The sequence below is a fragment of the Pseudomonas sp. RL_15y_Pfl2_60 genome (assembly GCF_963970595.1).
Lineage (GTDB): Bacteria > Pseudomonadota > Gammaproteobacteria > Pseudomonadales > Pseudomonadaceae > Aquipseudomonas.
This window is the reverse complement of record NZ_CAXAOE010000001.1, coordinates 747993-763975: the sequence shown is the minus strand read 5'-3', so window position 1 is coordinate 763975 and position 15983 is coordinate 747993. Positions and strand designations below refer to the sequence as shown.

General features: G+C 56.1%; 18 protein-coding genes. 8 read left to right on the top strand and 10 right to left on the bottom strand.

The window, feature by feature from the left end; all coding sequences use genetic code 11:
* The first annotated feature begins 77 nt into the window (after window positions 1-77).
* The gene (locus tag AACY26_RS03595; RefSeq protein ID WP_339511052.1) at window positions 78-329 is read left to right on the top strand and encodes a hypothetical protein; all 252 of its coding nucleotides are present in this window, start codon (window positions 78-80) and stop codon (window positions 327-329) included.
* 50 nt (window positions 330-379) lie between these two features.
* Here the strand turns inward: AACY26_RS03595 and AACY26_RS03590 are convergent, their stop codons facing one another.
* Both AACY26_RS03590 and upp read right to left on the bottom strand, forming a co-directional pair.
* Window positions 380-1642 (bottom strand): uracil-xanthine permease family protein, encoded by a 1263-nt coding sequence (locus AACY26_RS03590; protein ID WP_339511050.1) that lies wholly within the window; start codon window positions 1640-1642, stop codon window positions 380-382.
* A 2-nt stretch (window positions 1643-1644) separates the two neighbouring features.
* On the bottom strand, window positions 1645-2283 hold the full coding sequence (gene upp, locus AACY26_RS03585) for a uracil phosphoribosyltransferase (protein WP_339511048.1): 639 nt from the start codon (window positions 2281-2283) through the stop codon (window positions 1645-1647).
* 281 nt (window positions 2284-2564) lie between these two features.
* Between upp and AACY26_RS03580 the strand changes: the two genes are divergently transcribed.
* The 3 genes from AACY26_RS03580 (at window position 2565) to AACY26_RS03570 (ending at window position 3963) form a co-directional block, all read left to right on the top strand.
* Window positions 2565-3122, top strand: coding sequence for a hypoxanthine-guanine phosphoribosyltransferase (locus AACY26_RS03580; protein WP_339511046.1), 558 nt, complete (start codon window positions 2565-2567; stop codon window positions 3120-3122).
* Window positions 3123-3126: 4 nt separating this feature from the next.
* A complete protein-coding gene (locus AACY26_RS03575) occupies window positions 3127-3609 on the top strand; it encodes a WbuC family cupin fold metalloprotein (RefSeq protein WP_339511044.1) in 483 nt (160 codons plus the stop codon).
* Window positions 3610-3678: 69 nt separating this feature from the next.
* A complete protein-coding gene (locus tag AACY26_RS03570; protein WP_339511042.1) occupies window positions 3679-3963 on the top strand; it encodes a PA4642 family protein in 285 nt (94 codons plus the stop codon).
* A gap of 82 nt (window positions 3964-4045) precedes the next feature.
* Here AACY26_RS03570 and AACY26_RS03565 read toward each other — a convergent pair whose 3' ends face one another.
* Genes AACY26_RS03565 through AACY26_RS03540 form a run of 6 tightly spaced genes read right to left on the bottom strand, consistent with a single transcriptional unit; the run spans window position 4046 to window position 11079 of the window.
* Entirely contained in the window at window positions 4046-5377 is a 1332-nt protein-coding gene (locus tag AACY26_RS03565) for a DUF58 domain-containing protein (RefSeq protein WP_339511040.1), read from the bottom strand.
* A gap of 34 nt (window positions 5378-5411) precedes the next feature.
* The gene (locus AACY26_RS03560; protein ID WP_339511038.1) at window positions 5412-6452 is read right to left on the bottom strand and encodes an AAA family ATPase; all 1041 of its coding nucleotides are present in this window, start codon (window positions 6450-6452) and stop codon (window positions 5412-5414) included.
* Window positions 6449-7756, bottom strand: coding sequence for a DUF4350 domain-containing protein (locus AACY26_RS03555; RefSeq protein WP_339511036.1), 1308 nt, complete (start codon window positions 7754-7756; stop codon window positions 6449-6451). The genes AACY26_RS03560 and AACY26_RS03555 overlap by 4 nt, the downstream gene beginning before the upstream one ends.
* On the bottom strand, window positions 7753-9366 hold the full coding sequence (locus AACY26_RS03550) for a DUF4129 domain-containing protein (RefSeq protein ID WP_339511034.1): 1614 nt from the start codon (window positions 9364-9366) through the stop codon (window positions 7753-7755). Before AACY26_RS03550 ends, AACY26_RS03555 begins: the two co-directional genes overlap by 4 nt.
* A complete protein-coding gene (locus AACY26_RS03545; RefSeq protein WP_339511032.1) occupies window positions 9353-10336 on the bottom strand; it encodes a stage II sporulation protein M in 984 nt (327 codons plus the stop codon). Before AACY26_RS03545 ends, AACY26_RS03550 begins: the two co-directional genes overlap by 14 nt.
* A complete protein-coding gene (locus AACY26_RS03540) occupies window positions 10333-11079 on the bottom strand; it encodes an RDD family protein (RefSeq protein ID WP_339511030.1) in 747 nt (248 codons plus the stop codon). The genes AACY26_RS03545 and AACY26_RS03540 overlap by 4 nt, the downstream gene beginning before the upstream one ends.
* Window positions 11080-11241: 162 nt before the next feature.
* Between AACY26_RS03540 and sbcB the strand changes: the two genes are divergently transcribed.
* Entirely contained in the window at window positions 11242-12681 is a 1440-nt protein-coding gene (gene sbcB / locus AACY26_RS03535; RefSeq protein WP_445261264.1) for an exodeoxyribonuclease I, read from the top strand.
* 179 nt (window positions 12682-12860) lie between these two features.
* Here sbcB and mvaT read toward each other — a convergent pair whose 3' ends face one another.
* Window positions 12861-13235, bottom strand: coding sequence for a histone-like nucleoid-structuring protein MvaT (gene mvaT / locus AACY26_RS03530; protein ID WP_339511026.1), 375 nt, complete (start codon window positions 13233-13235; stop codon window positions 12861-12863).
* A 290-nt stretch (window positions 13236-13525) separates the two neighbouring features.
* Between mvaT and purU the strand changes: the two genes are divergently transcribed.
* Genes purU through AACY26_RS03515 form a run of 3 tightly spaced genes read left to right on the top strand, consistent with a single transcriptional unit; the run spans window position 13526 to window position 15082 of the window.
* Complete coding sequence (purU, locus tag AACY26_RS03525) at window positions 13526-14377, top strand: formyltetrahydrofolate deformylase (protein WP_339511024.1); 852 nt, start codon at window positions 13526-13528, stop codon at window positions 14375-14377.
* Between the two features lie 45 nt (window positions 14378-14422).
* Window positions 14423-14848: a CBS domain-containing protein gene (locus AACY26_RS03520; RefSeq protein ID WP_339511022.1), complete on the top strand. Its 426-nt coding sequence runs from the start codon at window positions 14423-14425 to the stop codon at window positions 14846-14848.
* 48 nt (window positions 14849-14896) lie between these two features.
* Window positions 14897-15082 (top strand): hypothetical protein, encoded by a 186-nt coding sequence (locus AACY26_RS03515; protein ID WP_339511020.1) that lies wholly within the window; start codon window positions 14897-14899, stop codon window positions 15080-15082.
* A gap of 59 nt (window positions 15083-15141) precedes the next feature.
* Here the strand turns inward: AACY26_RS03515 and AACY26_RS21325 are convergent, their stop codons facing one another.
* Window positions 15142-15906, bottom strand: a complete 765-nt coding sequence (locus tag AACY26_RS21325) for a methyl-accepting chemotaxis protein (RefSeq protein WP_425439594.1) — start codon at window positions 15904-15906, stop codon at window positions 15142-15144.
* Window positions 15907-15983: the final 77 nt, after the last annotated feature.

Below are 15983 nucleotides of genomic sequence, written 5' to 3'. Positions count from 1 at the left end.
TTTGTTGGCTGAATAAACCTGTATGTGAGGTGAAAAGGGCGTAGAATCCGCCCCTTTTTCTGCGACAGGAGTGCTCAATGAGTTTTAATCTGGCGAACAAATCCGCTGAAGAGCGTAATGCTGGAGAGGCTGAGAAAGCGCGTTTGTTCGAGTTATGGCAACAAAACCTGCAGCGCTCGAAGGTTGATGCTGCGCGTCTGTTTGGCGAGAAGAGCAAGCGCAAGGGCAAGTGGGACGAGTGGATGCGTGAACAGGTTGCACAACTCACGCCCCCTGAATATGCAAGCATGGTCCAGCGCGAAGTGCGCCGCTTGAACAGCCAGCGCTGAAACAGTGCCCTGCCGATCAATGCCCGTTGATCGGCAGGGGCAAGTTGCATTTATGCCTCTTCGCTGAGGCGCTTGTTACGCCAGCCTGCGCCACCCGGCAGTACAAGATTAAGCAAGATCGCGACTATGCCGCAGAGCGAAATGCCCTTGAGGCTGACATCGCCAGCACCAATGACCATACCGCCAATGCCAAACACCAAGGTGACAGCGACCACAACCAGGTTGCGCGCTTCGGAGAGGTCAACCTGATGGCGGATCAGGGTGTTTAGCCCAACCACTGCGATAGACCCGAACAGCAGGCATAGAATTCCGCCCATGACGGGCACCGGAATGCTTTGCAGTACCGCGCCGAATTTGCCAATAAACGCCAGGGTCATGGCAATCAGTGCTGCCCAGATCATTATCTTTGGGTTGAAGTTTTTGGTGAGCATGACCGCACCAGTGACTTCCGAGTAGGTGGTGTTAGGCGGGCCGCCGAGCAGGCCAGCGGCAGAGGTTGCCAAGCCGTCGCCGAGCAGCGTGCGGTGTAAGCCGGGTTTTTTCAGGTAGTTCTTGCCGGTGACGGTGCCGATTGCCAGCACGTCGCCGATGTGCTCGATGGCTGGGGCAATGGCCACCGGTAACATGAACAGTATTGCGTTCCAGTTCAACTCAGGCGCCACAAAGTTGGGAACAGCCAGCCAAGGGGCGGCTGCAATCGGCGCAAACTCAACCACGCCAAATGCCCAGGCCAAGCTGTAACCGACCGCTACGCCAAGCAAAATAGGGATCAGTTTGAATATGCCTTTACCGACGACTGCCACGATCAACGTGGTGATCAACGCCGGTAGCGAGATCATCAGCGCAATGTCGTAAGGCACCAGTTGCGCACTGCCATCACCGGCCTTACCCATGGCCATGTTGGCGGCGACAGGGGCCAAGCCCAGGCCGATCGACATGATTACCGGCCCTATCACCACCGGCGGCAGTAAACGGTCGATAAATCCGGTGCCGTTAATTTTGACGGCGCCAGCCAGCAGCATATAAACCACGCCAGCAGCAACCAGGCCACCCAGGGTGGCGGGCAGGCCAAAGTCGGCTTTAGCCGCCAAAATTGGGGCAATAAAGGCGAAGGATGAGGCGAGGAATACTGGAACCTGATTTTTCGTCACAAGCTGGAAAATCAGTGTGCCAAGACCTGCAGTAAACAATGCGACATTGGGGTCCATGCCGGTAATCAGTGGCATCAGCACCAGTGCGCCGAATGCCACGAATAACATTTGTGAGCCGGCCAGCGCCTGACGCCAGGTGGCGTCTTGCATGTGGTCTTGCATGCTTAGGCGTCCTTTTGCTTGGTGCCGAAAATTTTATCGCCCGCATCACCCAGCCCTGGGATGATATAGCCATGCTCGTTGAGGCGCTCATCAATGGATGCAGTGAAAATCGAAACGTCCGGGTGGGCATCATTAACCACCTTGATCCCTTCGGGCGCCGCCACCAGTACCATGGCGCGGATTTCCTTGCAGCCCGCTTTTTTCAATAGATCAATGGTTGCGACCATCGAGCCACCGGTCGCCAGCATCGGGTCGATGATCATTGCCAGGCGCTCATCAATTTCCGGGACCAGTTTTTCCAGGTAAGTGTGTGCCTGCAGGGTTTCTTCATTGCGCGCAACACCAACGGCGCTGACCTTGGCGCCCGGGATCAAACTCAGTACACCTTCGAGCATGCCAATCCCTGCGCGCAAAATAGGTACGACCGTGATTTTCTTGCCAGAGATCTTTTCCACTTGAACCGGACCGCACCACCCGGCAATCTCGTAGGTTTCCAGCGGCAGATCCTTGGTTGCTTCGTAAGTCAGCAGGGCGCCAACTTCTTGAGCCAGTTCACGGAAGTTCTTGGTGCTGATATCAGCGCGACGCATCAGGCCGATTTTGTGGCGAATCAGCGGGTGACGAATCTCTTGGATTGGCATGTGTTGGGGCTCTCCGACTGGGCTGGCAAAAAAACTGGCTTAGATTAAAGCATTAAGCACAATAAAGGGCGGCACTGTTCTACTTCGATGTCACCTGAACTAAGGTTGGTTTAGTTGATTTGTGGCAATTATCTTCAAAATAGCCAGAATACCCGGCATAAATCGCGCTACGTTCGTCCGTGAGGGCTTGCCCCCGGGCAGACAGGTGCGTACCTTTGCCGACTTTTATTTTGACGCACCGATCAGGTTTTCGTGTTGCGCTAACTCCAAGAGGAACGACCATGTCTGCTGATCTCGCGCACATCCGCCAGGTAATGGCTGAGGCTGATTGTCTGTATACCGACGAGCAGGTTGAAGCGGCCATTGCAAAAATGGCTGAAGTTATCAATGCCGAGATGGCTGAGACCAATCCGGTGGTTTTCTGTGTCATGAACGGTGGGCTGATCTTCTCCGGCAAGCTGCTACCCAAGCTCAACTTCCCGTTGGAGTTGTCTTATTTGCACGCCACCCGTTATCGCAACCAAACCAGCGGTGGTGATTTGTTCTGGAAGGCCAAGCCCGAGGTTTCCTTTATAGATCGCGATGTTCTGATCATTGATGACATTCTCGATGAAGGTCACACCCTCGGCGCGATTATCGATTTCTGCCATCACGCGGGCGCTCGTGCTGTGCATACCGCGGTGCTGGTTGATAAAGATCATGACCGCAAGGCGCGCCCGGACCTGAAAGCCGATTACGTTGGCTTGCCGTGCATTGACCGCTACATCTTTGGCTATGGCATGGATTACAAAGGTTACTGGCGTAACGCACCCGGCATCTTTGCCGTTAAAGGCATGTAAGCCAGTGCGCCGCCCTGCATTTCTCGACCAGGCCTTGTTCGCTGATTTAGCGCACAAGGCTGCGCAGAGTCCGCGCCAGCGCCAGCATCACAATTTCCATGCAATGGAAGAGCCTTGTCATCGCATGGCGATTGGCTTGCAGCCGGATACCTACATCCCGCCGCACCGCCACCTTTCAGCGGACAAAGCTGAAGCGCTGTTGGTGGTAAAGGGGCGCTTGGGCCTGCTGATTTTTGATCAGGACGGCGCGGTGCAGGATAAGCGTGTGCTGGCGGCGGGTTCTGATTGCGTCGGTGTCGATCTGCCGCCGGGGATCTTCCACGCCCTGGTCGTGCTTGAGGCCGACAGCATCCTGTTTGAGTGCAAGGCGGGCCCATACCTGCCGATCGGTGAGGGAGAGCACGCCAGTTGGGCGCCGCGTGAAGGCAGCCCGCAAGTGGCGCAATACCTGAGCTGGATGCGCGCGCAGTTCGAGCCAGTCGACTGAGCGTTGAGCACAATGGGCGTGCGGGGTACACTTGCGGCCCCGTGAAGCCCGGTTTAGCTGGAGTCAGTGATGCGTAAAGACAAGAAACAAGTGATTGGTGAAGAGATTGGTGACGAGCCGATCAAGTTGTTCCTCGATGTCGAGCCCGCTGATGACACGCCACCTTCGCTGCACAAGCTGGTAAAAGCCTATCGCGGCCTGCGCATTGATGATTTCGAGCGTTTCCTCGGCTTTTTCGTTGCCGCAGGCTATGACGTCAATGCCAAAGATGCTGACGGCAAGGACTTTGTCGCCTTGATTCAGGATCAGCGTAACGCCCAGCCATATATCGAGTTGATCAAGTCGGTCGCCTGATCGTCGATCACGCAAGCCAAAACCGCTTTATAAGCTGCTCTGACTTTGGCAGCGGCTTATAACAGCGGTTTTTTGTTTGTGGCTAGATAACGCCTGCTTTCTTCCAGGACAAATAACGGCTGACCAACTCCGGCCCCAGCTCGCTTGGGCGGGCATCGAGCACCGGGACATTGTTGGCCAGCAGCCGCTCGTGCAGTTTGTCGCGGGCATTGAGATAGTCGACGGTGCCACAGTAAGCCAGTGCTGAATCAAGATTTTGCACGGGCGCCTGACGCAGCGTGTCCAGTACTTCCTCGCGCAAACTGGCAATCAGCACCCGATGCTGGCGGCCCAGGCGTTTGACGGCATTAAGCAGCTCCTGGTCGTCTTCATCGCGCAGGTTGGTGACTATCACCACCAGTGCCCGGCGTCGCTGGCGGCTGAGTAGTGCATCGGTCGCGGCTGTGTAGTCGGCAGGCAGTTGCGTGCTTTTCAAGTCATAGACTGCGTTGAGCAATACATTAAGTTGCGCAATGCCTTTGACCGGCGCCAGATAACGGCTTTGTTCGCTGGCGAAGGTGCTCATGCCCACCGCGTCGCCCTGGCGCAGCGCAATGTAGCTCAACAGCAGGCTGGCGTTGAGGGCATGGTCGAAATGCGAAAGCTCGCCATCTTGGCTGCGCATGCGTCGGCCACAGTCGAGCATGAATACAATTTGCTGGTCGCGTTCATCCTGGTACTCGCGGGCAATGGGCGTGCGCTTGCGAGCAGTGGCTTTCCAATCGATCTGGCGCAGGGAGTCGCCGTCGCGAAATTCACGTAGTTGGTGAAACTCCATGCCCAAGCCGCGTCGTTGATGCTGGCGAACACCGATCTGGCTGAGCCAGTCGTCAACCGCCAGCAACTGTGCGCCGTGGAGGCGTGCAAAGTCTGGGTAAACCCGGGTTTCCCCTGTCTGCTCAAGCAGCCGTCGGCTGTGCCACAGGCCCAGGCGGCTGGGCAGGCTGATCTCAGCCCGAGGAAAGTGGAAGTGGCCACGGACCAGAGGGCGCACCCGGTAGCTGAAGTGGGTTTGTTCGCCCGGTCTCAATACCACGTGCTGCGGTAAATGCTCGGTGGTCATCTCGTGGGGTGAGTGATCGAATACCTGTACTTCGATGCGATGTGCGTAACTGTGGTGCAGGGTCAGTTGCACATCAGTCCAGCGGCCGAGCGGCAGCTGGCCGGGCAGCATGCGCTCCAGGCGCGGCGAAGGTGTCTTGTGCAATACCCAGGCATCAATCAGTGCTGCCACGCCTAGTAACAGCAGCAGTCCCCACCAGAGCGAGTTGATGATTGTGGGGAACTCTACTGCCAATGCATCCAGGGCCCCAAGCAGCAAGGCGCAGAGCAATAGGATCGCCATGGCGATTAGCAGGCGAGGTGCCGGTTTCATCGCGCAGCCAGCCGATAACGAGTGATGACTGTGGTCATAGACGTGGCGCCGGTACCTGGTCGAGGAGTTGTTGCAGCACCTGGTCAACCGACAAACCTTCAATGTCCAGCTCGGGCGAGAGCCTTACACGATGACGCAGAACCGCCAGTGCGCAGCCTTTGATATCGTCCGGGATAACGAAATCACCACCGCGTAATAACGCACGGGCACGGCTGCCGCGTACCAGTGCAATTGATGCACGCGGGCCAGCGCCGATTGCGAATCCTGGCCAGTTGCGTGTAGCGCGCGCCAGGCGCACGGCATAGTCAAGAACCTGTTCGTCAACCGGCAAGTCGCTGGCGATCTTTTGCAGGGCTTGCACGTCTTTGGCTTGCAGCAGGGCGCGAAGCGGGGCGACGTCAAGCATGTCGGCCTTGCTGGAGCGGGTCACCTGGCGAACCATGAGCATTTCTTCGTCTTGCTGCGGGTAGTCCATGCGCAGCTTGAGCATGAAACGGTCGAGTTCGGCTTCTGGTAGCGGGTAGGTGCCTTCTTGTTCAATGGGGTTCTGCGTGGCCAAAACCATAAAGGGCAGCGGCACTGCCAGCGCTCGGCCTTCAAGGGTGACTTGGCGCTCCTGCATCACTTCAAGCAGTGCCGCCTGGGTCTTGGCTGGGGCGCGGTTGATTTCATCAGCCAGCAGCAGGTTGGTGAATACCGGGCCCTTGCGCAGTTTGAATTGCTCGCTTTGCAGGTCGTAGACCGCATGCCCGGTGACATCGCTGGGCATCAGGTCCGGGGTGAACTGAATCCGTGAGAACTCACCGCCAAAGCATTTGGCCAGGGCGCGTACCAGTAAGGTCTTGCCCAGGCCGGGTACGCCTTCAATCAATACATGGCCACCAGCAATCAATGCGGTCAGTACATCGTCAATCACCTGAGCCTGGCCGATCAGGGCCTTTTGCAGTTCCAGGCGCAGCGCTTGGGCAAGTTGGCTGGCGCGCTGGCGCTGTTGTGCCGTATTAGCAACCGAGCTAGCCGGTGCTGGGCTGGTTGCTGGGTTGGCGCTAGGCTGGTCCGGAGTGTGTTCGCTCATAGGGCATTCCTGAGAGTTTGCAGGTTGGCAACCTGACGGGTGAAGTCGGTGGCAGTTAGCCGCTGCTGAGGCAGTGGCCGCATGGCTTTACCAATTGCGCTGGTGGAAAGGCGTGTCAGTCGGCTGAGAACCAACCATTGATCTGCCACTGGCAAGCGTTCAAAGCCCGGGTGGCGTTTGCGTGCGCGGCGTTGAATATCCAACTGCAAGCCTTGGAGCAGTGTCTGTTGGCCGCTGCGCCTGAGGCTGAAGTCGGCGCCAGCGCGTATGTGCTCTTGCAGCTGCCTGCGGCTGAAACTCGCGGGTAATTGCAACGGGCCCTGACGCACACCGACGCTCCACAGGGTAAGCGCCAGGAGCAATCCAAGGGCCAGTAACGCTTGTGGGAAGTACTTCCAGAGCAAGCTCAGCAGGTCATCATGGTCGGCGCGAAACAGCAGGGTGACGTCGGTTTCCTGGGTCAGGTACCAGAGCAGCCAGGCATTATCGTATTTGGCGATTTTATCGTTTTGCCAGATCCAGCTATCGGTTAACACCGTGATCAAGCCGTCACCGTGGTAGAGCTGGAGCATGTGGGTTGATTGCGCGCTATTGGCCCAGGCCGTGGCCAGGTTCTTGGCGTCATAAAGATGAAAATCAGTGTCGAAGCTGATGTAGGCCGGCGCCTTCTCGTTTTCGAGATAGAGCTTGGTCAGCTTGGGATAGGCATCTTGCTCCTCTTCAGGCGCTGGAGCAGTGGCCTGAGCTTCATCAAGCTCGCTTTGCGACAATTGCTCCAATTGTGAGCGCCCTTGTTGCTCTGCCTCATCAGCTTCGTCGCGGGTTGCGGCTGCAGGTTGCTTGGCTTCGGTTGTGGCGTCCTTGGCATCTTCAAGCTTTTCGAGATCATCACTGTCAAGCTGCTGGATGCCCAGGCTGTCGAGGAGCAAATCACCACTCTTGCCTTTCTTTTTATCCCATAAGCGTTCTGCGACAAATATCAGGTGTCCGCCTTTGGCTGACCAGTCGAGCAGTCGCTGGGTTTGCTGGGGGGTGACTTTTTCCCGATCACCCAGCAGTAGCAAGGTGTGGCCAGCGCTCGGCAATTGCGCCAGTTTGGCTAGGCTATCAGCGGTTTCGACTTTGACGCCTTGGTCACGCAAAAAAGCTTGCGCGGCGAAATAAGGGTTTGCTTTAACTTCAGGGGCTGGGCCATGGTCGATTTCAGTTTCATAGGATTCGGCCCGGCCCAATAAATAGCTGGCAAGCACGCCAAGGGCAAGAACTACCAAGGCGCCGAGGAGAAAACCGGTTCGACGGCTCATGCCTTGGCTCCAGGCTCAAACAGTTGGCGCCAACTGTCGCACAGTGATTGCTTGGCCGTTGCCGGCGGCAGGCGATGTCCGTAGGCCAGGTTTTGCCAGTGCAGGGTCAGGGTTGAGCTGAACTGGGCCAGCTGCGGCTGCTGCAGGCTTGCAACCAGTTGCAGCACTTCTGACTCGGTATGGGCGCTTTTCAGGCCGAGTCGATAGTCATGCAGCAAGCGGCTGAGCAAGGCGCGGTAGAGCAGGCTCAATGCCGCGCGAGGTTCGCGTTCCCAGAGCTGGCTAACTTCGCGGCAAATATCATCGGGTAGGCTTTCAGGGGCGACTTCCAGGCCAAACATCTGGCTCGGTGGTCGCTTGTTGGGGCGCTGGGGTAAGCCAAAGCGCCCGGTGAAGGTGCTTAACCAGTCTCGATAACGCCACACCACCCACGCGATAAGGGCTAGCAGTGCAGCCCAGAGCAAGGCTGCGAAGATTTGGGCCAGGGTCTCCATCGACTCCCATAGTTTTCCCAGGGTTTTCAAACCTGAAAACAGTGACTCTAGAAACTCGGTGTCCGGCGTGACGTCTTTTTTGTTGGCGTCAGCCTCGTCACGCAAGCGCCAGCGCGTGACCGTTTCCGGGTTCTTGAACGGTGGTTTATCGAGAAGCTGGCTAATGCTCTGTTGCGCCGCCTGGCTGTTGAGAGCTTGCTTTTGCAAACGCTCGGCGTGCGGGCCCAGTGGATCGGGGGTGACATGGGGGCCGCTGGTCAAGTCAGCGCTGGCGCTGGAAACTTTCAGTTCTGGGTTGGCCATGGCCGTGTTGGGCAACTGGCTGAAGAGCAGGCCTATGCCCAGTAGCAGGGCATAGGCAATGCCTGTCAGGCGCTGATGCAACTGACGAAATACCAGTTCGATATCCCAAGCTTCCAGCGCGGTGCGGCGGTTCAGGTACAGACAAAAGCCGCAGGCTACATAGACCGGCCCCCAGACAATCAAGAGCAAGGCATAGAGCCCGTTGGACAGGTGTTCCAGCCACATCCAGTCGTTTTGCCCGGTGGCAATCAGACTTTGCCAGCTCCAGTCCAGTTCGAGTTGCTGGGGCAGCATCAAGTAGAACAAGGTGGCCAGGCCGAGGCTCAGTGCCAATTCAAGGTGTACGCCGACGACTGTCAGCCAGGTAGCGGCCCCGGTATTTTTGTGGCCGAGCACTGTCAGGCGCTGGCTGCGGGCTGTCCCGGACAGGCCTTCAAGTTGCATAACCGGCATGTCAAAGCTGCGCGTGGTGCTCAGGCGGCGCCAGGTCAAACTGGCCAGCAGTTGCGGCTTGAGTAGCCGGGGATAGGCTTTCAGGGCTTGTTTTAGCGTTGGCGTATTGCCAAACAAGCAGTTGGATAAAATGTACAGCGGCAATCGCTCGTAGGCAGGCTTGAGCCACCAGAAAACAAATAGGGCAATGCTTGGCGAGTTCCAGAACACCAGGCAAAGCAGGGCAAATATCGGCAGGGTAACCAGTGCCCAGCTGGCCATCAGTAATCCAGCGTGTCGCCGTGCAAGCAGCACGCCTAGGTCCATGGCTTCCCAGTTGCTGCGTGGTCGAATCGCTACGCTGGCTTCAGTCAGGCGCATGTACACCTCGGCCTGCAAGGGTCAGATAGCTCAAGACCAACGCCCAGAGTAAAGCGCCTACCGCGTATTTAACATGGGGCGTGGCGAACGTCATGGATGACCAATAGGCCTCGATAAACGCGGCAAGCAATAAAAACACCGTAACCCCGGCAACTAGCCGAATGCTGACCGCCGCGGCCAAGCGCAAGGCTTCCATGCGCGGTAAACGGCCAGGCGCGAGTAAGGCCCAGCCAAGTTTCAAGCCCGCAGCGCCAGCAAGGGCGATGGCGGTTAGCTCGAAGGCACCGTGTCCTATGACGAACGACCAGAATGTTTCGCTGTAGCCAATTTGGGTCAGGTGACCGGCGACCGCACCTATCATCACGCCGTTGAACAGAAGGAAGAACAAGCTGCCCAGACCCAGTAGCAAGCCGCTGGCGAATGTCTGGAAGGCAATGCCGATGTTGTTCATGATGTAGAAGCCGAACATCATCCAGTCATCACCGGCGCCGCGTTCGCTGAAACGACCGAGACGGCTTGCGTCCGGGTCATACATGCTTTCCATGCTGGCAACCTGTTGCGGGTCGACCACGCTGTAGACCAGGTGAGGGAAGAAGTAGACCAGCAAGCCCATGATGGTCAGGCTGCCAAAGAACAACAGGCTGGCGGCGGCTACAAAACGCCACTGGGCTCGAACCAGGCGGGGAAAGCCACTGAGCAAGAAACCAACAAGCTGCGCGCCAATTGTGCTGCGATGCCGGTAGAACTGCTGGTGGCCGCGCAAAGCTAATTGTTGCAGGTGCTCAATCAAGTGGTTGCTGTAGCCACGAGCCTGGGCCAGGGAGAGTTGCTGGCAAATGCGCCGGTAATCGGCTGCGAAGCCTTTGCTGTGAGCCGCGTCGGTCTTGCCGGCTTTTTCCAGGCCATCCAGTTTGCTGGCAAAGTCTTTCCAGCTGGCTTGGTGATGGCTTTCGAATTGGCTCTGCTTCATCGTGGCCCCACCAAGCTGTGGGCAATGCCGTTGAGCCTGTGCTCGGCTTGTTCGGCAGGTACCTGCAGCGGTTGCGCAAGAATGCCTGCCAGTTCAATGCGGCGTTCTTTAGACAAACCATTGGCTCGTTCAGCGAAGCCCAGAATCGCGCGTTGCTCGTTCAAGCTGAGCGCAAAGGGTGCGCGTACGGCCTCGGCTTCAGGCAGGATAGGGGCAAGTGGTTTTTCCTCGCGGTAAACCACCAGCGTACCGGCGGCTATATCACCCAAACGCTTGAATGTCGGGCTGTTGAGGCAACTGAGGATGCCGAAGGTGTAGCCCATTGGCAGTATGTCGACAAAGCGCAGCAGGTTGCGGGTCAGAGAGGCAGGCCAGCCAACCGGCGTGCCGTCGTCGTGAACCACGCGTAAGCCCATCCATTGTTTGCCGGGCGAGCGGCCCTGATTGAGCACCTCGAACAAAACCATGTACCACCAGGTCACCACGAACAGCAAGATGGTGCCCAGGCCCATGCCCAGTTTGCCAAGCATGCCTAACAGCAGGTACATAAGGCCCATGACGACGCCCCGGATAATCAAGTCGATGCTGTACGCCAGCGCGCGTGGAACAAGTCCGGCCGGGCGTAGGGTGAGATCGATACCTTCTGGCGTTTCGACGTGGTAACGCGTATCCAGCAGTCCGGCGCTAGGCTGGCCCGAGGTCTGGCTGTTGGCGTATTTTAGGCTGTTTTCGGTATGCGGCATCGGCTGACTGCGATGAATAAAGCCCGATGCTAGCCAGCGCGAGTCGCTGAGGCAACCTGTCTAGGCACAATCTGTGGATTAAAACCGCAACTCAATCTTTTGATCGGTCAAAAGATTGGACCAATAAGCGATGTTAGACTGCACAGGCCATTTGCTCAGGACATGACAGTGACTTCAAGTATCTTCTGGTACGACTACGAAACGACCGGTATCGACCCGCGCCGCGACCGCCCTTTGCAGGTGGCCGGTATTCGTACCGATGAACAACTGAACGAGATTGCCGAGCCGCTCAATATTTACTGCAAGCCCAGCGACGATATTCTGCCGCACCCCGCGGCATGCACGATTACCGGTATAACGCCGCAGGTATTGGCAGAGCGGGGGCTTGATGAAGCTGAGTTCATGGCCAAGGTCCATGCTCAGCTATCGCTGCCTGGTACTTGTGGTGCGGGCTACAACAGCATCCGCTTTGACGATGAGGTCACGCGCTATAGCCTGTACCGCAACTTCTTCGACCCCTATGCGCGCGAATGGCAAGGCGGCAATAGCCGTTGGGATTTGATTGATCTGGTGCGCACTGCGTATGCGTTGCGCCCGGAAGGGATTGTCTGGCCCGAGCTCGAAGGGCGGGTCAGTCTCAAGTTGGAATTGCTGACCGCGGCCAACGGTATCGATCATGGCCAGGCGCACGACGCATTGTCCGATGTACGCGCAACTATCGCCTTGGCGCGGCTGCTGCGCGACAAACAACCCAAGCTCTATTCATACCTGTATGAGCTGCGTAGCAAGTCGCGCGTGTTGGATCAGGTCAAGCTACTGCAGCCGATGGTGCATGTTTCCGGCCGCTTTGCCGGGGACAACCATTATCTTTCTGTGGTGCTGCCATTGGCCTGGCATCCACGTAACCGCAATGCGCTGATTGTGTGCGACTTGCAACGTGATCCCAGTGTGCTGCTCGACGAAACCGCCGACTCGCTGCGCGAGCGCCTGTATACCCGTCATGATGCGCTGAGCGACGGCCAGCTGCCGGTGCCTTTGAAGCTACTCCATATCAATCGTTGCCCGGTGGTCGCGCCATTAAGTGTGCTGCGTGACTCTGATGTCCAGCGTTTGGGCCTCGACATGCCGAAGTTCCAGGATCGCGCCAATCAACTAATCGCTGCGCAGTCTCAGTGGCAGGCGAAAATGCCCGAGATCTATCGCGATGAAGCATTTGCCGGCAGTGATGATCCAGAACAGCAACTTTATGACGGCTTTATTGGTAATCGTGACCGTAACTTGTGTGAGCGAGTGCGCAGCTGCGAGCCCGAGCAACTGGCGGCAGAAAATTGGCCGTTCGATGATGTGCGTTTACCTGAGCTACTGTTTCGTTATCGGGCTCGGAACCTGCCATCAAGTTTGAGCGCTGAAGAGCAAGTGCGTTGGCAAGTATTTTGCCAGCATCGCTTAACGCTGCCCGAATACGGTGCGCCCAATACAGTAACTCAATTTGCCGAGGCCTTGAGCCAGGCGCTTTTAACTGCAACACCTTCTCAACAACTAATTTTGCACGAGTGGCAAGCCTATGTTGAGCAGTTGGTTGTACGTTACCGGCTTTCTTAGCCGATTATTTTTCGCCTGTTAATGTAGGACGGCAGGCCAAGCTGTGTAGTCATTAATAACGTATTTAATATTTTTTCCAGGCAGGGCATGGGCTGCACTATTGTTGGCGATTTTTTTTTGGCATAAAAAAACGCCGGTTTGACCGGCGTTTTGTTTAGCAGTGAACAACTTGCGGACGATTAGCCCAGCAAAGTAGCCCAGCTTTCAACCACGTCACCGCCCCACTTGGCTTTCCACTCTTTTAGCGTCTTGTGGTTGCCACCTTTGGTTTCGATGACTTCACCATTGTGCGGGTTTTTGTACTGCTTAACTTTACGAGCACGCTTGGTACCGGTGGTTTTACCTGCACGCGCGTTCTTGCTGACTTTGGCGTCCGGATCAAGCAGCGCGATAATGTCACGCAGGGATTTTTGGTATTCGCCCATCAGTTTGCGCAGTTTACCTTCAAATTCCAGCTCTTTCTGCAGCTTGTCATCTTGTGACATGTTCTTCAGGCGTTCTTGCAGTTCTTTGATGGCTTCTTCTGTAGCGCGGTATTCGTTGATAAGCGACATATTGTGTACCTTGATTCATTCGGGGGTGACTACGTATAACAAATAATAGACATGCACTTTTCACAAGTAAACAGCTTTATAAAGAAAAGTCACACTCTTGCAAGTAACAGGTTGTTTTACACAGGGCTAACAATGGGCGTGTGAATAACATTTCCCCTTATTTGATGTGCCTATTGTCTGAGGCTGCGGTCGGGTTTGGCATTTTTGTATGCCCCGTTCAGCCAGGGTTAATGCGGTTTTTTCTCGCGCTGTCTAGAATGGCGCCTTTGTAACTTTAGCAGGAGCTTTTCATGCGCACTTTTCGGCTGGTAATTGCCTGTCCAGACCGTGTTGGTATTGTGGCCAAGGTCAGTAATTTTCTGGCTACCTATAACGGTTGGATTACCGAGGCCAGTCATCACTCGGACAATCAGACTGGCTGGTTCTTTATGCGTCATGAAATTCGTGCGGACTCTCTACCCTTTGATATAGACGGCTTTAAGCAGGCTTTCGGTCCAATTGCACGTGAGTTTTCGATGGAGTGGCGAGTGACCGACTCGGATCACAAGAAACGTGTTGTTCTGATGGCGAGTCGTGAGTCGCACTGCCTGGCTGACTTACTGCATCGCTGGCACAGCGGGGAGCTGGATTGCGAAATACCTTGCGTAATATCCAACCACAATGACTTGCGCAGTATGGTCGAGTGGCACGGTATTGACTTCTACCATGTTCCGGTTGATCCGCAAGACAAGCAACCAGCATTCGATGAAGTGGCACGTTTGGTCGAGGCGCATCAGGCGGATGTGATTGTACTTGCACGCTACATGCAGATATTACCGCCGCAGTTGTGCCGTGATTACGCGCAACGCGTTATCAACATCCACCACAGCTTCTTGCCATCCTTTGTTGGCGCCAAGCCCTATCACCAGGCGTCGTTAAGGGGCGTTAAGTTGATTGGTGCGACTTCGCACTATGTTACCGAGGAATTGGATGCAGGTCCGATCATCGAACAAGACGTCGTACGTGTAAGCCATCGCGAAAGCATCGAGGAAATGGTACGTCTCGGTAAGGACGTTGAAAAAATGGTGCTCTCACGTGGGCTACGCTATCACTTAGGAGATCGTGTTCTGGTGCACGACAACAAGACGGTTGTATTTGATTGATCGCCTTGTAGACGCCAGCCAGGCGACGCTTAGAGGAATCCGATTATGCTCAAGTCAATCAAAGTTCGTGATTACATGACCACTCACCTGGTGACATTTCGCGCCGAGACCGATTTATTCACTGCGATAAATCGATTGCTTGAGCATCGGATTTCTGGCGCTCCGGTGGTTGATTCACAGGGGCGCCTGGTGGGTTTGATATCGGAGGGTGATTGTCTGCGCGCAACACTGTCTGGCGCCTATTACGAGTCGATTGGCGGCACAGTTGGCGATTACATGAGTCGTAATATTGAAAGCATCGGCCCGGAAACCAGCGTAATTGAAGTCTCCGAGCGCTTTTTACAAGGCAAGCTTGGGCGTATGCCGGTGATTGCCGATGGTCGCCTGATTGGCCAGATTAGTCGCAGCGATGTGTTGCGCGCTGCAAAAGAATTTGCCCAGCATGATCAGGGTAAGTCACAGGCTGATTGATTAACCCGGTTGCCATATCACTGGCCATCAACGCAAAGGAGATAACGCATGGCTGATCCACTTGATCGCGCGGTGTCCAAGGCGCCCGATACGGTTGGCGAGGGCTGTTTGAGCCGTTACGACATTGATCAATTAAGCCCAGAAGACGGCGCAGACTTCTCTGCTGCGCAAGCGCTGCTCAAGCAGACACAGAATATTGATCAAGAGGATGAGCGGGACGAAGGCGCCGCATAGCCAACGCCACAATTGAAGAGGGCGCCATGACGGCGCCCTCCTTGTAAGCACTTGTTGCGCTAGATGCGGAAACTGCCTACCAATTGATTGAGACGGGTGGCCTGGCGCTCCAGGTCGCTGCAGGCGCGAAGTGTGGCCTGCAAGTTCTCGACACCTTCCTGGTTCAGGGTGTTGATCTCGATGATGTCCATGTTAAGCGACTCGATCACTGAGGTTTGCTCCTCGGTTGCAGTGGCCACTGACTGGTTCATGCCGTCGATTTCACCAATACGTTGGGTGACGCTGCCAAGGCGCTCGCCGGCCTGATTGGCAATTGCCACGCTTTCCTCGCTGTAACGTTGGCTTTCGGTCATTGTTGTCACTGATTCGCGTGAGCCAACTTGCAGCTCTTCGATCATGCTTTCAATCTCCTGTGCCGACTCTTGTGTGCGATGCGCCAGGTTGCGCACCTCATCGGCGACGACAGCAAAGCCACGTCCTGCTTCACCAGCCCGCGCGGCTTCAATCGCAGCGTTGAGGGCCAGCAAGTTAGTCTGTTGCGAGATGCTTTTGATCACCTCAAGGATCTGGCCGATGTTCACGGTCTTGCTGTTCAGCGCTTCGATGTTGCTGCAAGAAGTGCTGATTTTCCCAGACAGATCATTCATCGCCGCGATTGTGCGTTCAACCACCGAGCGACCATCCTCTGCTTGCTCGCGCGCATCCGAGGCCTGGGTTGAGGCGTCTGCTGCATTGCGTGCAATTTCCTGGGCTGCGGCGCCAAGTTCATTGATTGCAGCAGCGACACTGTTGGTCCGGCTGGCTTGCTCATCTGAGTTGAGCATCGAGGAATTCGAGGCGTTTACCACCAGTTTGGCAACTTCGTTGACCTGGGTGGTGGCCGAGGACACTTCACGAATCG